The organism is Rhodovarius crocodyli (assembly GCF_004005855.1).
Lineage (GTDB): Bacteria > Pseudomonadota > Alphaproteobacteria > Acetobacterales > Acetobacteraceae > Rhodovarius > Rhodovarius crocodyli.
In genome coordinates this window covers 189,376-210,710 of record NZ_SACL01000005.1, presented here as the reverse complement: position 1 = coordinate 210,710, position 21,335 = coordinate 189,376, and the positions used below count along the sequence as shown (strand labels likewise).

General features: G+C 69.5%; 19 protein-coding genes and 1 tRNA gene. 5 read left to right on the top strand and 15 right to left on the bottom strand.

Translation table 11 applies throughout. The features are described 5' to 3' along the window. Position 1: 1 nt before the first annotated feature. On the bottom strand, positions 2-1,750 hold the full coding sequence (locus EOD42_RS15855) for a type I secretion system permease/ATPase (protein WP_240655180.1): 1,749 nt from the start codon (positions 1,748-1,750) through the stop codon (positions 2-4). Between the two features lie 182 nt (positions 1,751-1,932). Next, positions 1,933-2,355 carry a GtrA family protein gene (locus tag EOD42_RS15850; protein WP_127788531.1) on the bottom strand — a complete coding sequence of 141 codons (423 nt, stop codon included), beginning with the start codon at positions 2,353-2,355 and terminating at the stop codon, positions 1,933-1,935. Positions 2,356-2,530: 175 nt separating this feature from the next. Between EOD42_RS15850 and EOD42_RS15845 the strand changes: the two genes are divergently transcribed. Then, positions 2,531-4,114 (top strand): ABC transporter substrate-binding protein, encoded by a 1,584-nt coding sequence (locus EOD42_RS15845; RefSeq protein ID WP_127788530.1) that lies wholly within the window; start codon positions 2,531-2,533, stop codon positions 4,112-4,114. 49 nt (positions 4,115-4,163) lie between these two features. Here EOD42_RS15845 and EOD42_RS15840 read toward each other — a convergent pair whose 3' ends face one another. The 3 genes from EOD42_RS15840 to EOD42_RS15830 all read right to left on the bottom strand — a co-directional run bounded on the left by EOD42_RS15840 (position 4,164) and on the right by EOD42_RS15830 (position 6,960). Next, positions 4,164-4,709: a GNAT family N-acetyltransferase gene (locus EOD42_RS15840; RefSeq protein ID WP_127788529.1), complete on the bottom strand. Its 546-nt coding sequence runs from the start codon at positions 4,707-4,709 to the stop codon at positions 4,164-4,166. A gap of 1 nt (position 4,710) precedes the next feature. After that, positions 4,711-5,304 (bottom strand): glutathione S-transferase N-terminal domain-containing protein, encoded by a 594-nt coding sequence (locus tag EOD42_RS15835; RefSeq protein ID WP_127788528.1) that lies wholly within the window; start codon positions 5,302-5,304, stop codon positions 4,711-4,713. A 78-nt stretch (positions 5,305-5,382) separates the two neighbouring features. Further along, positions 5,383-6,960: a 2-isopropylmalate synthase gene (locus EOD42_RS15830; RefSeq protein ID WP_127788527.1), complete on the bottom strand. Its 1,578-nt coding sequence runs from the start codon at positions 6,958-6,960 to the stop codon at positions 5,383-5,385. 277 nt (positions 6,961-7,237) lie between these two features. Between EOD42_RS15830 and EOD42_RS15825 the strand changes: the two genes are divergently transcribed. Together EOD42_RS15825 and EOD42_RS15820 are read left to right on the top strand one after the other, a co-directional pair. Beyond that, positions 7,238-8,221 carry a Bug family tripartite tricarboxylate transporter substrate binding protein gene (locus EOD42_RS15825; protein ID WP_127788526.1) on the top strand — a complete coding sequence of 328 codons (984 nt, stop codon included), beginning with the start codon at positions 7,238-7,240 and terminating at the stop codon, positions 8,219-8,221. Next, the gene (locus EOD42_RS15820) at positions 8,221-9,192 is read left to right on the top strand and encodes an NAD(P)-dependent oxidoreductase (RefSeq protein WP_127788525.1); all 972 of its coding nucleotides are present in this window, start codon (positions 8,221-8,223) and stop codon (positions 9,190-9,192) included. The genes EOD42_RS15825 and EOD42_RS15820 overlap by 1 nt, the downstream gene beginning before the upstream one ends. Positions 9,193-9,267: 75 nt before the next feature. On the opposite strand, the gene EOD42_RS15815 is transcribed toward EOD42_RS15820, so the two are convergent. The 8 genes from EOD42_RS15815 to flgE all read right to left on the bottom strand — a co-directional run bounded on the left by EOD42_RS15815 (position 9,268) and on the right by flgE (position 16,868). After that, positions 9,268-10,149: an alpha/beta fold hydrolase gene (locus EOD42_RS15815; protein WP_164867965.1), complete on the bottom strand. Its 882-nt coding sequence runs from the start codon at positions 10,147-10,149 to the stop codon at positions 9,268-9,270. 24 nt (positions 10,150-10,173) lie between these two features. Continuing rightward, positions 10,174-10,256, bottom strand: a tRNA-Leu gene (locus EOD42_RS15810). A gap of 21 nt (positions 10,257-10,277) precedes the next feature. Beyond that, positions 10,278-11,306, bottom strand: coding sequence for an AbrB family transcriptional regulator (locus tag EOD42_RS15805; RefSeq protein ID WP_164867964.1), 1,029 nt, complete (start codon positions 11,304-11,306; stop codon positions 10,278-10,280). A gap of 56 nt (positions 11,307-11,362) precedes the next feature. After that, positions 11,363-12,109 (bottom strand): DUF1217 domain-containing protein, encoded by a 747-nt coding sequence (locus tag EOD42_RS15800; protein ID WP_127788522.1) that lies wholly within the window; start codon positions 12,107-12,109, stop codon positions 11,363-11,365. A gap of 17 nt (positions 12,110-12,126) precedes the next feature. Beyond that, a complete protein-coding gene (locus EOD42_RS15795) occupies positions 12,127-12,570 on the bottom strand; it encodes a flagellar biosynthesis repressor FlbT (protein ID WP_127788521.1) in 444 nt (147 codons plus the stop codon). A 259-nt stretch (positions 12,571-12,829) separates the two neighbouring features. After that, the gene (locus EOD42_RS15790) at positions 12,830-13,885 is read right to left on the bottom strand and encodes a flagellin (RefSeq protein WP_127788520.1); all 1,056 of its coding nucleotides are present in this window, start codon (positions 13,883-13,885) and stop codon (positions 12,830-12,832) included. Further along, positions 13,885-15,411 carry a flagellar hook-associated protein FlgK gene (gene flgK / locus EOD42_RS15785; protein WP_127788519.1) on the bottom strand — a complete coding sequence of 509 codons (1,527 nt, stop codon included), beginning with the start codon at positions 15,409-15,411 and terminating at the stop codon, positions 13,885-13,887. The genes EOD42_RS15790 and flgK overlap by 1 nt, the downstream gene beginning before the upstream one ends. A gap of 155 nt (positions 15,412-15,566) precedes the next feature. After that, entirely contained in the window at positions 15,567-16,868 is a 1,302-nt protein-coding gene (gene flgE / locus EOD42_RS15780) for a flagellar hook protein FlgE (RefSeq protein WP_127788518.1), read from the bottom strand. 242 nt (positions 16,869-17,110) lie between these two features. Between flgE and EOD42_RS15775 the strand changes: the two genes are divergently transcribed. Then, entirely contained in the window at positions 17,111-18,505 is a 1,395-nt protein-coding gene (locus tag EOD42_RS15775; protein WP_164867963.1) for a flagellar hook-length control protein FliK, read from the top strand. Between the two features lie 12 nt (positions 18,506-18,517). Then, positions 18,518-19,192 carry a flagellar hook assembly protein FlgD gene (locus EOD42_RS15770; RefSeq protein WP_127788516.1) on the top strand — a complete coding sequence of 225 codons (675 nt, stop codon included), beginning with the start codon at positions 18,518-18,520 and terminating at the stop codon, positions 19,190-19,192. Between the two features lie 34 nt (positions 19,193-19,226). Here EOD42_RS15770 and hpf read toward each other — a convergent pair whose 3' ends face one another. Both hpf and rpoN read right to left on the bottom strand, forming a co-directional pair. Continuing rightward, the gene (gene hpf, locus EOD42_RS15765) at positions 19,227-19,805 is read right to left on the bottom strand and encodes a ribosome hibernation-promoting factor, HPF/YfiA family (protein WP_127788515.1); all 579 of its coding nucleotides are present in this window, start codon (positions 19,803-19,805) and stop codon (positions 19,227-19,229) included. Between the two features lie 56 nt (positions 19,806-19,861). Continuing rightward, complete coding sequence (rpoN, locus tag EOD42_RS15760; protein ID WP_127788514.1) at positions 19,862-21,322, bottom strand: RNA polymerase factor sigma-54; 1,461 nt, start codon at positions 21,320-21,322, stop codon at positions 19,862-19,864. Positions 21,323-21,335: the final 13 nt, after the last annotated feature.

Genomic DNA, 21,335 nt, shown 5'->3' with positions numbered 1-21,335 from the left:
GTCAGGCAGCCCCTCCCATCGGCACAGGCGGGCCGGCCGTGGGGCGCGGCGGGGCCATCAGGCGCTTCAGCACCTCGGCGCGGGGCCCGAACATCTCGACCGCGCCATCCTTCAGCAGCAGCACCTTGTCCACGCCCTGCACCAGGGCGGGGCGGTGGCTGACCAGCACCACGGTGGTGCCCTGGGCCTTCAGCTTTTCAAGGGCCGCCGTCAGCGCGGCCTCGCTGTCGCCGTCCAGGTTGGAGTTGGGCTCGTCCAGCACGATGAATTTGGGACGCCCGAACATGGCGCGCGCCAGGCCGATCAGCTGGCGCTGGCCGCCCGACAGGAAGGTGCCGCCGTCGCCGATCTCGGTGTCATAGCCCTGCGGCAGGCGCAGGATCATCTCATGGCAGCCGGCCAGCCGCGCCGCCTCGAACACCGCCTCGGGCTCGGCGGTGCCCATGCGGGCGATATTGTCGAACACGGTGCCGTCGAACAGTTCGACATCCTGCGGCAGGTAGCCGACATGGCGACCGAAATCCTCGCGCTTCCACATGAACACATCGGCGCCGTCCAGGCGGACATTGCCGGTGCTGGGCTGGGCCACGCCGATCAGCATCCGGATCAGCGTGGTCTTGCCGGCGGCGGACGGGCCGATGATGGCCAGTGATTCGCCCGGTGCCAGCTCGAAGGCGACACCCTTCACCATCGGCACGTTCTGTCCGGGGAAGGCGAAGCTCGCGCGCTCGACCGACAGCTTGCCGGTGGGTTCGGGCAGGGCCATGCCCTCGGGCCGCAGGCGCGGCAGGGCCAGGAAGGTCTGCAGCCGGCGCCAGGCCTGGCGGGCGGCCACCAGGGACTTCCAGCCGCCGATCAGCTGTTCCACCGGCGCCAGCGCTCGGCCCATGATGATGGACGCCGCGATGGACCCGCCCGAGGTCAGCTCCTGCTGCAGCGTCAGATAGGCGCCCAGGCCCAGCACCGCGATCTGCACCGACAGGCGGATGAACTTGGTCGTGCCCATGATCCAGCTGGCGCGGTCGGCCGCGGCGCTGGCCGGGGGCAGCATGCGCGACACGCCCTCACGCCAGCGCGCCAGCACGGCGGGCAGCATGCCCATGCTGTCGATGACCTCCGCATTGCGGGAGATCGCATCCGCCCGGCGCTGATTGGCCATGGCGGAGACGTTCGCCTCCTTCAGCAGGTTGGAGGTGATGACCTCGTTCAGCAGCGTCAGGCAGAACAGCAGCACCGCGCCGCCCAGGGCCAGGAAGCCCATGATGGGGTGCAGCATGAAGATGAAGGCCAGATACACCGGCACCCAGGGCACGTCGTAGATGGACAGCATGGAGGGCGAGGCGATGAAGCCGCGCACCACCGCCAGGTCGCGCAGCGCCTCCATCCGGTAGGGGCGGCCGCGCAGATGGGATTCAAGGGCGCGGGCGAAGCCCTCGGGCGCCACCTTCGTCTCCATCCATTGGCCCAGCCGCTGCATCACCGCGCCGCGCACGGCGTCCAGGATGGCCAGCACCAGGATGGCGGCCACCGCGATGAGCGTGAGGTAGAGCAGCGTGTTCAGGTTGCGGGTGGCCAGCACACGGTCGAACACCTGCATCATGTAGATGGAGATCGTCAGCTGCAGCAGGTTGGAGACGCCGGAGAAGGCGCCGACCAGCATCAACTGCCCGCGGCAGGCGGCGATGGCCTTGGCGAGCGGTGTCTCCTTCAGCGGGTTGGGCGCGAACAGGCCGGGGCGCGGCGGCATCATGGTGCCTGCCTCCCGCTCTCATCGTGCTGCCGTGCCATGCCAACCCCCTTCGGAACGCCGCCTGGCCGCATGGAATGTCACGGCCCGGCTTTACCCATCATGAAACGCCGTCCCGCTGCCATGGCTGGCGCGGTGCGGCAATGTTCAAAACGATGAATAGCAGAGCGGCGGGTCTTTGGGCGTCACGCTTTGTCTGTGACGGGCTGGCGAAAGACGAAGCGGCGGGAGAGCCCGAAGTTGATGAACATGCCCGCCAGGGACCCCGCGGCCACCCCCAGCACCGGCCAGCGGGCCACGGTCTCGGTCGTCGAGATCAGCGTGGCGTAGGTGCCGTAATTGGCCGCGAAGCCCAGCAGGTTCAGCGCCAGGAACAGCCCCCATTGCCGCGCCATGGGCGCCCCGCGCGCGGCGGAACGGAAGGTCCAGGCGCGATTGAGCAGATAGGTGGTGGTCGCCGCCGCGAGGTAGGACAGGATCCGCCCGCCATAGGGGCCGGCGCCCAGCGCCATCACCACCCACAGCGTGCCCGCATCCACCAGGAACCCCACCGTGCCCACCACGCCGAAGCGGAAGAACTGGGCGATCAGCGCGAGACGTGCATCCATCCCGTTCACATAGCCGCGCGGCCCCACGGGCACAAACCGAACTGCGTCATTGCAGCGGCGCGCGGCGGGCGGCACGCTGCCGTCCAGGTTGCCCAGACATCATGAAAAGTCTGCTTTCATTCCGCAAAGCCATCGGCGATGCTCGGGGCAATCTCATGAAAACAGGGAGTTTCACATGAAGCGTCGCGATCTGTTCGCCGGTTCGGGCGGACTGGCAGCTGCGAGCCTTTCCGCCCCCGCCTCTGCCCAGCCGGCCAACGCCCGGCGCGTGACCCATATTCCCCAGGCCAATCTCTCCACCATCGATCCGTTCTGGACGACGGCCTATATCGCGCGCAACCACGGCTACATGGTCTATGACCAGCTCTACGGTCTGGACCTGGACTTCAAGCCGCAGCCGCAGATGGTCGAGGGCCACACCGTCGAGAATGACGGGCTGCTGTGGCGCTTCACGCTGCGCGACGGGCTGAAGTTCCATGATGGTGAGCCGGTGCGCGGCGTGGACTGCGTGGCCTCCATCCAGCGTTGGGCCCGGCGCGATGCCTTCGGCCAGGAACTGCTGTCGCGGCTGGCGGAATTCCGCACGCCTTCCGACAAGGTGTTCGAGATCCGGCTGAACCGGCCCTTCCCGCTGATGCTGGACGCCTTCGCGAAGGTGACCACGCCCGTGCTGTTCATCATGCCCGAGCGTGTGGCCCGCACGGACCCCTTCACCCAGATCACCGATCCCACCGGCTCCGGCCCCTTCGTGTTCCGCCGCGACGAGTGGAACCCGGGCGTGCGCGCGGCCTATTCCAAGAACACCGCCTATGTGCCGCGCAGCAGCGGCGCGGTCAGCCAGACCGCCGGCCCCAAGGTGGTGAATTTCGACCGCGCCGAGTGGCACATCATCAACGACCCCGCGACGGCAGCCGCCGCCCTGCAATCGGGCGAGATCGACTGGTGGGAGCAGGCGACGGCCGACCTGTATCCGCTGCTGCAGCGGAACCGGAACATCACCGTCGAGATCGCGGACATCATGGGGCTGATCTGCACCTTCCGCCCCAACCACCTGACCGAGCCCTTCAACGACGTGCGGGTGCGCCGCGCGGTCGTGACCGCCATCAACCAGATGGACATCATGACCGCCGTCATCGGTGATTCCGCCGAATGGAAGAAGGACCGGGTGGGCTTCTTCGCCCCCGCCTCGCCGCTCGCTTCCGACATCGGGCTCGACCGCTACAAGAACTCGATCGACCAGGCGCGGCGTGAGCTGGAGGCGGCAGGCGCCATCGGCAAGAAGCTGGTCCTGATGAACGCGACCGACCTTGCCTCGATCAACGCGGCGGGCCTGGTGGGTGCCGACCTGTTCCGCCGCATGGGCTTCGACGTGGAATACGTGGCCACCGACTGGGGCAGCGTCATCAACCGGCGCGCCCTGAAGAACCCGATCAACCAGGGCGGCTGGAGCGGCTTCTTCACCTTCTGGTCCGCGATCGACCATTGGAACCCGGCCGGCCACAACGCCCTGCGCGGCAATGCGGACCGCGCCTGGTTCGGCTGGCCTGACATCCCCGAGATCGAGACCGCCCGCGACGAATGGTTCGACGCGCCGAACCTGGCGGCCCAGCAGGCCGCCACGCGCAAGATCCAGCAGGCGGCCTTCGACAAGGTGCCCTATGTGCCGTCCGGCCAGTACTTCCAGCCCACGGCCTATCGCAAATCCCTGACCGGCGTGCTGAAGGGCCCGCCGCTGTTCTGGAACATCAAGCGGGCCTGACCCCGCTTCTCCGCCAAAGGCCGCAAGGCCTTTGGCACCGCCCGGCCGGCTATGGGCGGCGCGCCAGCCCGCCCGGATCCCGCCAGCCATAGGCGATTTCGGTCAGCAGGGCGCCCGCGTGCCGTTCCTGCCTTTCGGCCACCGGCTCCCCGCCGAGCGTCTCATAGAATGCGCGTGCGCCCGTGTTCTCGCGCAGCACCCAGAGCGCTGCCGCCGGAATGGCCCGGGCGGCCATGGCCTGCGCCAGCAGGCGCATCAGGGCCCGACCTAACCCCTGCGCCTGATGCGAGCGCAGCAGGTAGATGGCCCCGATCTCGCCGCCGAAGCCGAGTTGCCGCAGCCCCACGTCCCGCTGGCGGCACCAGGAGGCGAAGCCCACCAGCGCCCCGGCATCCTCGGCCACGAAGGCCTCGATCATGTTGTGGGCGGCAGGGTCACCCAGCATGCCGGCCCACATGGCGCCGCGCTGCCGCGCCGAAAGCCCGGCCAGCAGCGCATCCGGCAGCAGGCCGGCATAGGTCTCACGCCAGGCCGCGACGTGAAGGATGCCGAGCGCCTCGGCATCCCCCGGCACGGCCTGGCGCAGCAGCGCCATGTCAGGCGGCCGGCATGGTCCGCTTCATCGCCGGCATCTCCAGCACCTTCGCGTACCAGGCCGCCAGCTTCGGCGCGGCCTCGCGCCAGGGCTCATTGGCATAGCGGAAGTCGAGATAGCCGAGCGCGCAGGCCACCGTGATCTCGCCGATCGTGGTCAGCAGCCCCAGCGTCCCGGCCTCGGATTCCAGCTTGGCGATGGCGCGTTCCACCTTGCCGCGCTGGGTCGCGATGTATTCGCGGCGGCCGTCATCCTGGGGCAGGGCGATCTCGCGCCGGCGGGGCTGGCTGGCATCCATGATGCCGTCGCCCAGCGCCTGCAGCTGCAGCGCCTTCCAGCGCGCGGCGCCGGCGGGGAACAGGGCCGGGGCGGTGCCGATGCTGTCCAGGTACTCGCAGATCACCGGGCTGTCATACAGGGCCATGCCGTCATCGGTGACCAGGGTCGGGATCTTGGAGAGCGGGTTCAGCGCGGCCAGCGCCGGGTCCGCCGTCTTCATGGCCAGGTCGGTCAGCTGGCCGTCGATGCCGCGGATGATGGCGACGATCATCGCCTTGCGCACATAGGGGCTGGCGCCGGAGAAGGAGAATTTCATGGGGAACGTTTCCGTGTTGCCGCGGAACTTTCCCCGCAGGCGCGCGATCCGGCAAGACCGCGCGCCGGGGGTATCGCGTTACTCGGCAGCGACAGGCGGCTCGCGCCGCTCGCGCTTCACCAGCAGCTTGTTCAGCGCCGTGACATAGGCGCGCGCGCTGGCGACGATGGTGTCGGTCTCCGCACCCTGGCCGTCCACCAGCTTGCCGTTCTCCTCCAGGCGCACGGTCACGCGGGCCTGGGCGTCGGTGCCGCCGGTCACGCTCTGCACCGCATACAGCTTCAGCGTGGCGTCATGCGGGAAGGCGTGGCGCAGGGCGGCGAAGGTGGCGTCCACCGCGCCGTCGCCGGTGGCCATGCCGTCCACGCGCTCGCCATCCACTTCCAGCGCCAGGGTGGCCATGGGCTTGGCGCCCATGCCGGTGGCCACCGTCAGCGCCACCAGCTTGATGCGGGCCTGCTGCTGGGCGGTCTCGTCATCCACCAGGGCGGCGATGTCCTCGTCGTAGACGACCTTCTTGCGGTCGGCCAAATCCTTGAAGCGCTTGAAGGCGTCGTTCAGCTGGTTGTCGCCCACCTCATAGCCCAGGGTCTTCAGCCGGTCGCGGAAGGCGGCGCGGCCCGAATGCTTGCCCAGGATGATGGAGTTGGTGGACCAGCCCACGCTCTCCGGCGTCATGATCTCATAGGTGCTGGCGTCCTTCAGCACGCCGTCCTGATGGATGCCGCTTTCATGCGCGAAGGCGTTGCGGCCGACGATCGCCTTGTTGGGCTGCACGTCGAAGCCGGTGATGGTGGCCAGCAGCTTGCTGGTGCGCAGGATGCGCTTGGTCTCGATGCCGGTGGAGATGCCCAGCGCGTCATGGCGCGTGCGCAGCGCCATCGCCACTTCCTCCAGGCTGGCATTGCCCGCGCGCTCACCGATGCCGTTGATCGTGCACTCGATCTGCCGCACGCCCGCCTGAACCGCGGCCAGGGTGTTCGCCACCGCCAGGCCCAGGTCGTTGTGGTTGTGGGTGCTGAAGATGGCCTTGTCGGCGTCCGGCACCTTGTTGATCAGGGTGGAGAAGATCAGCCCCATATCGGCCGGCAGCGAATAGCCCACCGTGTCGGGGATGTTGATCGTGGTGGCGCCGGCCTTGATGGCGGCATCCACGCACTGGCACAGGAAGTCCAGGTCGGAGCGCGAGCCGTCCTCGGCGGACCATTCCACATCGGCCGCGTGGTTGCGCGCCAGGGACACGCTCTCGGTGATGCGCTCCAGCACCTGCTCACGCGTCATGCGCAGCTTCACCCGCATGTGCAGGTCGGATGTCGCCAGCACGATGTGCACGCGGGGGCGGGCGGCGGGCTTGGTGGCCTCTACGCTGGCCATGATGTCGGCCGCATTGGCGCGGGACAGGCTGGCGATGACCGGGCCGTCCTTCGAGAAGCGCTGGGCGATGGACTGCACGCTTTCGAAATCGCCGGGGCTGGCGATGGCGAAGCCGGCTTCCAGCACGTCGGCGCCCAGCTCATGCAGGGCCTCGGCCATGCGCAGCTTCTCCTGCAGGTTCATGGAGAAGCCGGGCGACTGCTCGCCGTCGCGCAGGGTGGTGTCGAAGATGATGACGCGGCCCGGGGCGATCTGGCCGAAGCTGGGATGGTTGATGGACATGCTGGCGTTCCTGAACTGGCTTTATGGCGTGCGGCATCCTCGCCGCCGGGGCAGCCCCCTGAGCGACGATGGCGCGCGGCCATGCATCACGCTCAGGGGCGCGTAAGTCGAAGAAGAAGGAGGGCGAGCGGAAGCGAGAGGCTTTGTGCCCCCTGATCGATCACGGCGATGTCGCGCATGGTCCGCATTGCGCACGAAACTTACTCAGGCGGAGGCTTGCACGCAAGAGGCGCCCCGCGCGAAGCTGCCCCCATAAGAATTGTCGGGAGGAACCTTCATGCGCCGCGCCTTGCTGCGGCTGCTGGCGGCGTTGCCGCTGGCTGCCTTGTCGCCAACCATCGCCCATGCCCAGGCCGAATGGGTGCCCGAGCGCCCGGTGCGCATCATCGTGCCTTTCCCGCCCGGCGGCGCCACGGACCTGATCGCCCGCGTCTTCGCCGAGGCCGCGAGCCGCGACCTGCCGCAGAAATGGGTGGTGGAGAACCGGTCGGGTGCCAACGGCAACATCGGGATGGCGGCCGCCGCCCAGTCGGCGCCCGACGGCTACACGCTGGGCGCCTGCACGGTCGGCAACTGCGCCATCAACGCCAGCATCTATGCCCGCATGCCCTATGACATCGAGCGCGACCTGGTGCCGGTGTTCTGGTCGGGCAGCGTGATGAACGTGCTGGTGGTGCGGCCGGACCACCCGGCCCGCGACGCCCGGCAGTTCTTCGAATGGGCGCGGCGGCAGGGGCCGGCGGTGAACTTCTCCTCCTCGGGTTTCGGCAGCTCCAACCACCTGCTGCCGGAGCTGATGAACCTGCGCCTTGGTCTGCAGATGACGCATGTGCCCTTCCGCGGCGGCGCGCCGGGCATGCAGGCGGTGATGTCGGGCGCCACCCACATGATGTTCGAGAATGTGCCGACCCTGCTGGCCGCCATCCAGGGCGGGCAGTTGCGGGCGCTCGTGGTCAGCGGCTCGGAGCGCGATCCCTCGCTGCCCGATATCCCGACCCTGCGGGAGGAGGGCGTGGACGCGGTGGCGGAACCCTGGTTCGGCTACATGGCGCCGCGCGGCACGCCGCCGCAGGTGGTGGCCACCCTGAATGCGCTGTTCGACCGTGCCAACCGCGACCCCGCCGTGCAGGCCCGCCTGCGCCAGCTGGGCGCCCGGCCGGAGGGCGGCAGCCCCGAACGCTTCGCCCAGCATGTCCGCGCGGAAATCGCGATGTGGCGCAACGTGGTCGAAGCCAACCGCATCGAGAGGATCACCGACTGATGGCCCAGCACCACATCCTGCTCTGCCGGAAGCTGCACCCGGCGGGGCTCGCCCTGCTGGAGGAACGGCCAGGCATCCGCCTGACCATCCTGCACGACCCGCCGCCCGCGCAGTTCCATGCCGCACTCGCCGACGCCGACGCCGTGCTGTGCTGGCTGGAGCGCGTGACGCAGGAAACCCTCGATGCCGCGCCCCGGCTGCGCTGCGTCTCGCGCTATGGCGTGGGGTTCGACGCGGTGGATATCGCGGCCTGCACCGCCCGCCGCGTGCCCGTCATGGTGGCCAATGGCAGCAATGACCTGTCGGTGGCCGAGCACGCGCTGATGCTGATGCTGGCCCTCGCGCGGCGCGCGGTGGACACGCATAACGCCATCGCCGCCGGCGAGTGGTGGCCCCAGGGCGGCCCCGACACGCTGGACCTGGCGGGCAAGCGCCTGCTGGTGGTGGGCTATGGCCGCATCGGCAGCCGCGTCGTGCGCTATGGCCAGGCGCTGGGCATGCACGTCAGCGTGCTGGACCCGCTGTGGCGCCCCTCGCGCCTGGCGGCCGACGGGGTGGAGGTGGCGCGCGACCTGCATGCCGCCCTGGCCAGGGCGGATGTCGTCTCCCTCAACTGCCCGCTGCGGCCGGACACGAGGCACCTGATGGATGAGGCGGCTTTTGCCGCGATGAAGCCCGGCGCCATCCTGGTGAACACCGCGCGCGGCCCGGTGGTGAAGGAAGCCGCCCTGATCCCGGCCCTGGAATCGGGCCGGCTGTTCGGCTTCGGCACCGATGTGCTGGAGGTGGAGCCGCCCCGGTCCATCCATCCGCTGACCCGGCTGAAGAACGTGCTGATCAGCCCGCACAGCGCGGCCAGCACGGAGGAAGGGCTGGCGCGGATGGCAAGGGCGGCGGCGCAGAACATCCTGGACTGCCTGGATGGGAAGCCGGACCCGGGGATGATGGTGAACCCGGAGCTGGTGGGGTGAGAGCCAGGGGGGGGGGGGCGCCGCCCCCTGGACCTGACATCTGTGCCGATCCGTAGTGCCGATTGCCCGAGCGCCTCACGCCCTCGCCGGATGCGCCCTCAGGAACGTCATCAGCGCCTCCCGGAATTGCGGCGTGCCCGGCGCGCTGCCGTGGGTGGCGCCGGGGATGGTCACCAGTTCGAGCTGCGGCATGGCCCGTTTCAGCGCCTCGAACTCCCGCAGATACGGGTCCGCTGTGCCGACGATGCCGAGCGTGGGTATCCGCACCCCGGCCATCTCGGCTTCCGTCACCACCTGGTCGGGGTTGGAGCGCCGGACGGCGGCAAGCGCCCGCGGGTCCTGGCCGGCCAGGCGGCGGGCGCTGTCGGCGCGGATCTCCTCCTCGGAGGGCGGGGGCAGGCTGCGGTCGCGCAGGCGCAGGAACTGGCTGCGCAGCACGCCCTGGTCCATCTCGGCCGATTCCTCATCCACCCTGGCCTGGTCCTCGGCCGACCAGTTGCGCCGCCCGGAAGCCCCGCCGAGGGTCGCGGTGATGAAGCGTTCCGGCTGCTGCACCAGCAGCTGCGCCACGATATGCGCGCCCATGGAATAGCCCACGATATGCGCCCGCGGGATGTTCAGGTGGTCCATCAGCCGCACGATGTCGCGGCCCATCTCGCGGCCGTAATCGTCGCGGCGATGCGGCTTGCCGCTGCGCCCGTGGCCGCGCGCATCCATGCCGATGGCGCGGTACATGCTGGCCACCGCGCCATAGACGCCGGTGTTCACGAACTGCCGTTCCGTTGTGCTGGTATAGCCATGGACCAGCACCACCGGCTCACCCTGGCCCTGTTCGATATAGCGGATGCGCGTGCCGGCGGAATCGAAGAAGGCTTCCTCGGCTGCCAAAGCGGGGGCCGCCAAAACGGGGGCAGCCAGCGCGAGGGCAGGCACCGTCAGCGCGGCGCGACGGGACATGTTCATGGTTTCCTCCGTGTGGTCTGCGGGCGGCGGGACTCGAACCCGCACAGGCATGCACCCGAGCGATTTTAAGTCGCTTCCGTCTACCATTCCGGCACGCCCGCGCCGGAACGATTGATCGCCCATCAACGCAGGATGCGCAATCTCCTGGCCAGGTCATAGATCGGGCCGACGAACAGGTTGCACAGCAGGGTGCGCGTCAGGTGGAAGCCCAGCACCAGCGGCACCGCCAGGTCCAGGCTGCGGGCGGTGATGCCCATTTCGGGCATGCCGCCCGGGGCCATGCCCAGCACCACGCCGGGCGGCGGCAGGTCGAACAGCAGCCCCAGCCCCACCCCGATCACCGCGCAGATGACGCACAGGATCAGCGAGGACAGCACGGCGGCGATCATCAGCCGGCGGGAGCTGAGGATGAACTCGCGCGTGATGCGCTGGCCCAGAGAGGCGCCCATCACGATCTGCGCCATGTTCACCATGATGCCGGGAATGCCCGACGGCATGTGCCCCGTGCCCGTCAGCGCGATGGACAGGATCAGCGGCGGCAGCATCCAGGGGTTGGCGATGCGGGTGCGGCTCATGCCCAGGGCCACCGCCAGGCCGCCGGCCAGCACCGCCAGCATCCAGGGAAGATCGACCGCCAGGCGGGCGGTGTTGAACACCGAATCCTCGGCATGGTGCGCGAAGAAGCTGAGGCCGAGCGGAAAGGTCAGCACCACCACCAGCACCCGGATGGTCTGGGCGATGGTGACGGGCGGCAGGGACACGCCCGCGCGCTGCGCCAGCACGATCATGACGACCACCCCGCCGGGCACCGAGGAGAAATACCCCGTCTTGCTGTCCAGCCCCGCCATGCGCCCCAGCATGGGTGCCACCATCACCCCGGTCAGGATGGAGAGCATGCCGGCCACCAGCATGGCGGGGATGGCCCCGCCGATGGCCGCGACCACGGCGGGCGTGAAGCTCTGGCCGAGCGACAGGCCGAGGACGACCAGCGCCACCGGGCGCATCAGCTTGTTCAGCTTGGCGGGGTAGTGCCAGTTCAGCGTGGCGGTGGCGACCATGGCGCCGATCATCCAGGCCAGCGGCACATGCAGCGCGCTGAAGATCGCGCCGCCGATCGAGGCGACAGAAAGGGTCAGGAGAATGCTTATCACGGCAGTGCAGCATCGGCCTGCCGGGCAGGGGGGTAAACCCTGCCTGTCCTTACAATTCAGACAGTGAAGCCGAACTGTGCCAACAGATTGGTCGATGTGTTGGTGGCGGTCTGGTCCTTGTTGGTCAGATAGCGCTCGATGAGCTTCTGGACCTCCTTCGGGCTTTGCAGCTTTTCCAGGTTCAGCCGGCTGGAGACGGCGCGCGCCTGGGTCTCCACCGACTGGATGGCGATGGTGGTGGGCAGGCCCAGCGCGCCCGTGACCACGCGGCGCAGGATGGGGTCGCCCAGCACGGTATAGACGTCGGTGGCGGTGGAGGCCTTGTCCTTGAAGGCCAGCGCGTCGCTCAGCCCGGCCACGTCGCCGTCCAGCTTCTCGTACCATTTGGCGCGCTGCAGCCCCTCCTTCAGGGTGGCCTGCAGCTTGGGGTCCTTCAGCGCGTCCAGCCCCTTGCTGAACAGGTCCAGCGACTTGGCGGCGTTCTTCCAGCGCGAATCGGACAGGTTGTTGGCCAGGCTCTTGGTGTCGCTCAGATCCGACAGCAGCGCGCGGGTGGCCAGGCCCGACTGGTTGGTGGCGTCGCCGAGGCCCATGGCCGTCATCAGCACGCCCAGGATGCGCGGGTCCTTCAGGGCGGATTTGATGTCCTTCGCCTGGGCCACCGCCTTGGTGAACTGGTCCATGCTGCGCTGGACATCGGGTTCCTTGGCCACGCGGGCCAGGGCCTTGGCCTCCGCCCCATCCTTGATGTTCAGCCGATAGGCCAGGATGGGGTTGGTCGAACCCGCATAGCTGCCGGACATGACGGTCCCTCCCGCGGCTACACCGAGGCGAGCGCCCCGCGCAGCTCTCGGCGCGGGGGCGGCAGCGGCGTCAGGCCCAGTATCTCCTCCTCATGCCGCATCACGCGGCGGGCCAGCTTCAGGGCGGTGTAGCCGTCGTCGATGTCGGCGGCCTCCAGCGCCTGGTCCAGCAGGCCGCGGGCCAGGTCGGAGGTCGTGGCCTCCTTGAACTCGGCGATCAGGGTGTGGGCGTCCCGCAGCCCGTCCGCGCGTTCCTCATCGGCGCCGATATAGGCGGTCTGCAGGGCGAAGTAGATGCGGCGCGCCGGGGTGGTCGCACCCTCCGGGGCCATGATCTGCTTGCCGAACAGGAAGCGTGCCCGGGCCGCGAGCTCGATGCGCGCGCGGTTGCGGAAGCGGATGGGCGCGCCATTCACCACCATGAGGTCGCCTTGCCTGAGTTCCAGTACCAGGGTGGACAAGGTGTGGGCCTCCTAAAGATGTCTGCCGTCGACGCGCCGTCTTGGCGGGCTCGCGGCCATGCGTTGTGCTGGCTGGCCGGGGGGCGGCCGAGAAGGTGAGTGTCACGCCGGCGCATTAACAGGGACTGAAACCGCCCGCGTCGCCGCATGAAAAACATCGCCCTGATGTCGCTCATGTTTTCGTGAAGTGGGGTGGGGCGGGGCGAACAAGAAAAGGCGGCTTTCGCCGCCTGGGTACTTTCGTATTGTCTGACGATACTTACAGGAATTTGGTCAGTGTCAGGTTGGCGAGGCTCGCGGTGATGCGATAGCTCGCCTCAAGCTGGGTCTGGGTGGCCTGCAGCCGGGTCAGGGTGGTGGCCATGTCCACCTCGGTCAGCCCGGAAAGCTGGCCGGTCAGCTGGGTGTTGATGTCGCTCTGCCGGGTTTTGGCGGCTTCCACCTGCTTCTGCACGGCGCCCAGGCTGCCTGTCTCCTCCGCCAGGGCCGATTCGGCGGATTTGAAGATGTTGCGCAGGCTGTCCGCCACGGCGTCGAAGCCCTGGCCCTGCTGCATCTGGGTATCGGTCAGGGAGGACAGCGTCATCAGCCCGCGCAGCAGGTCGCGCGCCCAGCTGCCCGTGGTGTCGCCGGTGCTGTTGGCGCTGCCGTTCGCATTGGCCTTGATGCCATAGGTCATGCGCTCCCCGTCGGACACGGGCACGGAGCGCCGGGCCTCGCCCGCGCCCTGGGCAGGGTCCTCCAGAAAGGCCGAGAACACGCTGTTGCCCGCGCTGGTGTCCTGGGCGGCGGCCAGGGTCGCCGCGTTGACGGCCGTGGCATTCGCGTTGGTCAGGCCCGTCACCGCGGTGGCGATGGTGTTGGCCATGGTGCTGGTCGGCAGCCCGTCCGGATCCGGAATGGGCGGATTCGCGAGGTCGGAGCCCCCGAACAGGTATTCCCCGTTCAGTTGCGTGTTCAGCAGCTGCCCCACCTCCTTCAAGGCGGCCTTGGCGCGGGACTGCACGGTGACCAGCGAATTGGTGTTGCTGGAACTCAGCGCGGTCGAGATCTCGGCGCGGAACTCGGTGGCGATCGCGGAGAGGCGGGAGAGGGCGGTCTGCATCACGCTCATCCGCGCGCCCGCCTGGTCCATGGTGCGGGAGTAGGTCTCGTTGCGCTTGATGCTGTTCTGCAGATCGACCGTGCGCGGCAGATCCGTGCCCAGATCGCTGAGGCTCGTGCCCTTCAGCCCGTTCGAGGATTGCCGGCTCAGCACCTCGAACCGGGCGCGCAGCAGGGTGGCCTCGGTGTTGAGGCGGGAGATCAGGTCCATCAGCGCACCGCCATCAGGGCATCGTACATCGACTGCACGGTCGACATCACGCGGGCATTGGCCGCGTAGGCGTTCTGCAGCTTCACGAGGTTGGTCATCTCGGTATCCGAATCCACGGCGGAATTGGCGTCGATGCGCGCCGTCAACGCATCCCGCAGGGCGGTGGCCCCGGCCTGGTTCGACACGGCCTCGGCCCGCACGGCGGCATGGCTGCCCGATACCTCGGTCGCGTAGTCGGTCAGCGTGCGGGAGGTGATGGTGGAGGTCAGCGTGCCGTCGGGGCCGAGGCCCGTGGCCGGAAACCCCGCCCAGGCGACGCCGGACTGCGCTTCCTGGCCCATCGCGTTGTCCAGCACGCGGTCGATCAGGGTGGTGAAGCCGGTGGGCCCGCCCGACGGGTTCATGGTGAAGGCGCTGGCGCCCGTCGCACTGCCCGTCACGTCATGGGTGCCGTCGCGCAGCCTGGTCGGGTCCGCCGAGATGGCGCTGTTCAGCTGGATGGTCAGGGAGAAGCCCATCGCCCCGCCGGTGGTATAGCCGGTCGAGGTGTCGGGCACGCCGCCCGCCAGGTCGGTGAACAGCGTCAGCCCCACGGCGTCGAAGCGCGCCGCGAGCTCGCTGGCCGCGACGTCCACCTCCGCCATCATGCGCGGCAGCACCTGGTCGCGCATGGTGATGTTCTCGGCCAGCCTGCCGCCCTGCAGCTGGCTCGTGACATCCACCCCGTTCATCGTGACGCCGGGCAGGGAGCCCGCGCCGCCGTAATAGGAGGAGACGCCGACCTCGGCATGCGCGACCGAGAGGATGTCCTCCCCCTTGGTCGGCAGGGTCAGGGTGATGCCGTTGCGGCCCAGCAGCACCACCCCGCCGTCGCTCTGCCGCACCGTCTGCACGGGCAGCGCCTCCGACAGGGTGGCGATGGCCTGGTCGCGCTTGTCCTCCAGGTCGGCCGAGGACAGGCCGGAGGAGCTCAGGCTCTTGATCTGCTCCGTCAGGCTCGCGATCTGGCGCAGGCTGTCATTGATGGACTTCACCTCGTTCTCGATGCCGTCCTGCGCCTGCTGGCGGGCATCGACGATGGCCTGGCCGGCCTCGTTGAACAGGCGCGCCGCATTGGCGGCGGCGGTCAGCACCTCGCGCTGGGCGCCCGTGTCGGCGGGGGCGTCGCGCAGGTTGGTGAAGGCGCTCTGGATCGCGTTGATGACGTTGCCCAGCGTGTTGCCGTCGGTCGGCGCGCCATAGACGGATTCGACCCCGGCCAGCAGCGTGTCGCGCACGGAATAGGCCTGGGCCGACGCGTTGCGGTAGTTGCGCTGGTTCACCAGCGCCTGGTCGACATAGCGCGCCGTGACACCTGCGCGCACGCCCAGCGGCTGCCCGTCCGCATCGGCGGAGCTGAGCGTGACGCTCTTGCGCGTGTATCCCGTGGTCGTCGCGTTGGCGACGTTCTGGGAGGTGATCGCGAGCTGGCGCTGCGTCGCGAGCAGTCCGCTCTGGGCGATCTTGAGGGCGGTGTCGAGGCTCATGCGGGCTCCGGTTCGGCGCTGCTCCGGCTGGGGGTGTCCAGAAATGCGGGACGAAGATTGAGAGGTGGTTAACGCCCGGTCCCCGGGACCTTCTGTCCCCGCCTATTGCGAGAGACCGGGCGTCGGCGGGCGGATTATTCCGCCCGCGAAGGGGCTCAGCGGGACATGTTGATGGTGTCCTGCAGCATCTCGTCGCTGGCGGTCACGACCTTGGTGTTGGCCGTATAGGCGCGCTGGGCGACGATCAGCTTGCTGAATTCGGTGGCGATATCGACGTTGGAGGCCTCCACGCTGCCCACCACCAGCTTGCCCGCCCCGTCGGAGCCGATCTGCGTCACCCGTGCCTCTCCGGATTCGGGGGTGCGCATGAAGGCCTGGCCGTCCAGGCGCTGCAACGCGTCGGGGTTGGAGAAGGTGACGACGGGGATGCGGGAGATCACGCGCGACTGGCCGTTGTCGTAGTTGATGGTGACATCGCCGTTGTCGCCGATCGACAGGCCGGAATAGGAGCCCGGCGGCACGCCGTTCTGGGAGATGTTGCTGACCGAGAACTCGGTGCCCGAATACTGCGTCAGCCCCGTCGATTGCCCGATCTCGCCCAGGTTGAGGGTGATGCTCTGGGCGCCCTCGCCGAAATCGGTGGTGAAGGTCAGGGTCGCGGGGTCACCGGTGACGGTGCTGGTGCTGGGCGTGACACCCACGGCACTCGCGAAGCTGCCCAGCAGGCCCGAGGTGGTGGCGGGCGTGGCCGCATTGCCGAACTGCACGCGCACCGTGCGGGTGGTGGCGGTCGTCTCGTCGGGCAGGCTGATGGACATGTCCCATTCGCTGCTGCCGGTCACGGGGGTGAAGGACAGGGTGGCGGTATGCGCCGTGCCCAGCGAATCATAGATCTGCACCTGGGTGGTCACGGTGCTGTCGCTGCCGGCGGGCAGGTTGGCCGTCAGCTCGACGGAGCTGGTCGCCACCGGGTTGAACACCTGCTGGCTGACGCGGATGGGGTTCAGCTGGGTGCGGTTGGGCTCGCCCGTGGTCGCGTCGATGGGCCAGCCCTGCAGGAAATAGCCCTGGCTGTTCACCATGTAGCCGTCGCTGTTCAGCGAGAAATCGCCGGCCCTGGTATAGAACTGCCGGTCATCGAAGGTGGGCTGGCCGTTCACCGTCCCGTTCTGGGACGCCACGGAAAAGAAGCCCTGGCCGCTGATCGCGAGCGCCAGCGTGTTGTCCGACTGGGTGATCGTGCCCTGGATGGTGTTGGTGTAGTCCGGCCGCGCCACGACGGAGCCCGCGGCATTGGCGGTGCGGCTGGACTGGGTCACCAGGTCCATGAAATTCGTGTCGATGCGCTTGTAGCCGACGGTCTGGCTGTTCGCGAGGTTGTTGGAGATGTTGGCCAGCGACTTGGACTGCGAACTCAGCCCGCTGATCGCGGCGTTCATGGCTCCGAACAATGACATGCGGCGGGGCTCCTTGGCCAGGCATGGTGCGGCCGCCCCAGGCGGAGGGCGGAAGGGACGGGGGCCCTCGGTCCTGGTCTGGCACGGCGCGTGCCAGCCCCTGGGGCGGTTCGGCGCGGCAATCCTTGCCGGTGGCCGCGAGAATCTGCCGCCGGCCCGGCGGTCGATGCCGGGCGCGCCGGGGGCAGGGTCTGGCACGGCACATGCGTGCGGTGGGGGCAGCCATCTCTCCAGGAGCCTTCATGCTCGCGCCCCTCAGCAGCACGCCGGCCGCGCCGCCGCCGCCCGGTTCAGCCCCGGCTTCCCCGGCCGCCGAGCCGGGCGAGGGCTTTGCCGGGGCGCTGCGCCAGCTGCTGGCGGCTGCGGGCGCGGCGCCGGCAACGGCAGGGCAGGGGGCAGGGCAAGGGGCGGCGATCCAGGCGGAGGCCGCGCCAGCCGCGGCCCCACCCGCGGCTGCCGTGCCGCCGACCGCCATGCCGCCGAACGCCCTGCCGACTGCCGCGCTGCCCGAGGCGCCGCAACCCCCGGCCGTCCCGGTCGCTGCCCTGCCGCAAGGGTTTCCGCCTGAGCCGGAAGCCGTGGCGCCGCCCGCCCCGGAGCCGGTCGCGGCCGCGCCGGCATCCGCCGAGCCCGCGCCGCCGCCGGAGGTTGCCCCGCCTGTGCTGGTCAAGGCGGAACCGGCCGTCCGCCCGCCGGGTGCGGCCGCGCCCGAGGCGCCCGTCATGCCCGACGCCGAAGCGGAGGCGCCGGAAGCGCCGCCGCAATCCGCTGTGGCACCGCCGCCGCCCCGCCCGCCGCGCGCCGCCCCGCCCGCCGAGCCCGCGCAGGAAGCCGATGCCGCACCGGAGGAGATCGAGACCGAGGCACAGCAAGCGGTTCCGGTAGCGCCCTTGCCCCCGCCGCCCCCCATGCCCGCTGCCCCGGCCGAGGCCGCGAACAGCACGCCCGTGGCCATGGAGACCCGCGCCGCCCCGCCGCCGCCGCCATCCGGCCCCGCCGCCGAACCCGCGCAGCCGCAGGCACCTTCAGCACCGGGGCGGCCGGCCCCCGCCGTCGCGGTCGAAGCCCCGGCGCCCCATGCCCGCCCGGCCCCCCCGGTGGCGCCCCGGGCCGAACCCGGCCCCCGCACGGAAAGCGTGCCGCCAGCACCGCTGAACCCGCTGCTCTCCATCCAGGGTGAGGTCGCGCCCAGCGCCGCCGCGCCGATCGCGGAGCCACCCCGCCAGGCTCCCGCCGCAAGCCCCGCGCAGCAGGTGCTGCCGGTCGCCATCGCGCTGGGCCAGGCCGGCCCGCGCGGGCGTGACCTTGTCATCACGCTCGACCCCGGTGAGCTGGGCCAGGTGGAGGTCCGCCTCAGCCGCGAGAGCGACGGCACCGCCAGCCTGCGCATCGTGGCCGAGAAGCCCGAGACCATGGCCCTGCTGGCCCGCGACCAGCGCGAACTGCAGCAGGGCCTGACCCAGAGCGGCATCACCCTCTCCAGCCAGGGGCTGAGCTTCGAGATGGCGGGCGGCGACCCCGGCGGGCGCGAAGGCCGCCGCGAGGGCGCGCCGCAGCGCTTCCGCCCAGCGGCCCCGGCCGAGGCCGCGGAGGCCACCCGTCAGTTCTCCCGTTCCCTCCTCGATTTCCAGGTCTGAAAGGATCGCGCCATGAGCACCATCGGCAGCACGTCCAGCTCCTCCGGCACCACCGGAACGGCGGGCAGCACCACCAACACCGCCAGCGCCACGGGGCTGGGCACGGATTTCCGCACCTTCCTGACGCTGCTGACCACGCAGCTGCAGAACCAGGACCCGTCCAACGCCATGGACGTGAACGAGATGACGAACCAGCTCGTGCAGTTCTCGGGCGTGGAACAGCAGATCCAGGCCAACACCAACCTCTCCACCCTGATCAGCCTGCAGCAGGGTTCGAGCCTGACCACCGCCTCCTCGCTGCTCGGCAAGACGGTGGAGGTGGAGGCCAGCCAGATCCCGCTGCAGAACGGCGTGGGCACGGTGCGCCTGCCGGCCGCCGGCACCTCCAGCGCGGCGCGGATCGTCATCACCAATTCCTCGGGCACCGTGCTGCGCGACACCACGGTGGCGCTGGGCACGAGCCAGACCGACTGGAGCTGGAACGGCCTGAACACCGCCGGCCAGCGGATGGCCGACGGCGCCTATAATGTGAGCGTCACGGGCATCGGCTCCGACGGCACGACCAGTGCGCTGACGGCCACGGTTGTGGGCACGGTGACGGGGGCGAACCGCACCAGTTCCGGCGTGAACCTGGCGCTGGGCGGGCTGACGGTGGGCTTCGATTCGATGCGCACCATCCGCAATTAAAAAAGGGGGGCCGAAGCCCCCCTTCCCTTAACCCTCAGGCGCGCGGGTCGAGCCAGCCGACATGGCCGTCGGGCCGGCGGTAGACCACATTCACCTCACCCGAGACGTGGTGACGGAACATCACCAGCGGCGCGCCGTCTCCATCGAGCTCAAGCGCGGCCTGGCTCACGCTCATGCTGCGCAGCGCGGTCGCCTCGGCCACCACGGCCGGCGCGGCGACGGTCGGCGCGTCGATCTCGTCCTCCTCCATCTCGGGCATCGGCACGGCGGCCAGGTGCGGCATGCTGCTGCGCACCACCTGCTGCACGCTGCGGCTGCGCGCGTGTTCATTCACCCGGCGACGGTAGCGGCGCAGCCGCTTGCCCACATGGTCGCACGCCTCGTCAAAGGCGCGATGGGCATCGGTGCCGCTGCCATGGCCCTGCATGGTCACGTTACGGCCGGCGTGGAGGTTGATGTCACAGGCAAAGAAACCGCGGTCCTTGCTGAACACGACCCGCGCCTCGAGCGCGTGGTCGAAATATTTCTCAGCAATCGTGGTCAGCCCGCGTTCCACATGGAAACGGATGGCATCGCCCGTATCGACCTGTTTTCCGGCGACGGTGATCTGCATAGTAGCTCACATCCTCCTGCCTTCGCGGTCAGGCCGCGTCGGCCGGAGAGGTCATCTCAGGCCGATAAGGCCTTCCCGTCTTTCTCACGACGGCGCTGTACCGAGCTTGGTATGCGCATCGCTTCCCGGTATTTGGCCACCGTTCGACGGGCGATGTCCACACCTTCTTCACGTAAACGCAACACCAGCGCGTCGTCGCTAAGGGTAGAGGTCGCAGCTTCGCCATCGATCAACTGCTTGATTCTATGGCGCACTGCAGCGGCGCTGACGGCCTCGCTGCCGGCGGTTCCGGCTATCGCAGTCGTGAAGAAGAACTTCAGCTCCAGCACCCCCCGGGGGGTGGCCATGTACTTGTTGGAGGTGACGCGGGAGACGGTGCTCTCGTGCATTTCCACCTCCGTAGCGACATCGCGCAGGATCAGCGGCTTCAGGAATTCCACCCCGTGGCGGAAGAAGGCGTCCTGGCGCTGAACGATGCAGGCGGCCACCTTCAGGATGGTCGCGGCGCGCTGCTCCAGGCTTTTCACCAGCCAATTCGCGGTGGCCAGCTTTTCCGTCACGAAGGCGCGCGCGTCGCGGTCGGTGGTGGAAACCAGCGCGCGCGCCGCGAAGCCCTGGGCCACCAGCACGCGGGGCATGGTCTCGGGGTTCAGTTCCAGCGCCCAGCCGCCGTCGGGGGCTGCGCGCATCAGCACATCGGGCACCACCGGCATCGGCGGCGGCGCGTCCATGCCCGCGCCCGGCTTCGGGTCCAGCCGGCGGATCTCCGCGATCATGTCCGCCATATCGGCGGCATCCACGCCGCAGATGTCCATCAGCGCGCGCAGGTCGCGCCGGGCCAGCAGCTCCAGATGATCCAGCAGCGCCTGCATCGCGGGGTCCAGGCGGTTCTTCTCGGCCAGCTGGGCGGCCAGGCATTCGGCCAGGTTGGCCGCGAACATGCCCGTGGGTTCCAGCCGCTGCAGGCGGCGGCGCACCCGCTCCACCCGGTCCGCCGCGCAGCCCAGCCGCGCGGCCAGCGCCGCCACATCCACCACCAGCCTGCCGCTGGGCTCCAGCATGGCCAGCATCAGCCCCGCGATCAGCTGGTCCTGGGCGTCCTGGAACTCCAGCCGGATCTGGCGCCCCAGATCCTCGCGCAGGCTGCGGGGCGCCTCGGCGGTTTCCTCGATGGAGGAAAGGTCGTCCGAGAAATCCCCGCGCCCGCCGACCGAGCCGGGCACGAAGGGCTCGCCCGCGTCATAGCTGTTGGAGAAATCGGCATCGAGCGGCGCCTCGGCCAGCGGGGCCTCGGCCGAGACGGCGGCCGCTGCATCCTGGGGCGGGGCCTCGGGCGCGACGGCCACGCTGTCCCGCGCATCCTCGCGCTCCAGCAGCGGGTTGCGCTCCAGCTCCTCCTCGACGAAGGCCGCGACTTCCAGGTTCGATGATTGCAGCAGCTTGATCGCCTGGCGCAGCTGCGGCGTCATCACCAGGGACTGGCTCTGGCGAAGATCGAGGCGCGGGCCGAGCGACATCGTTAAGGCTGCT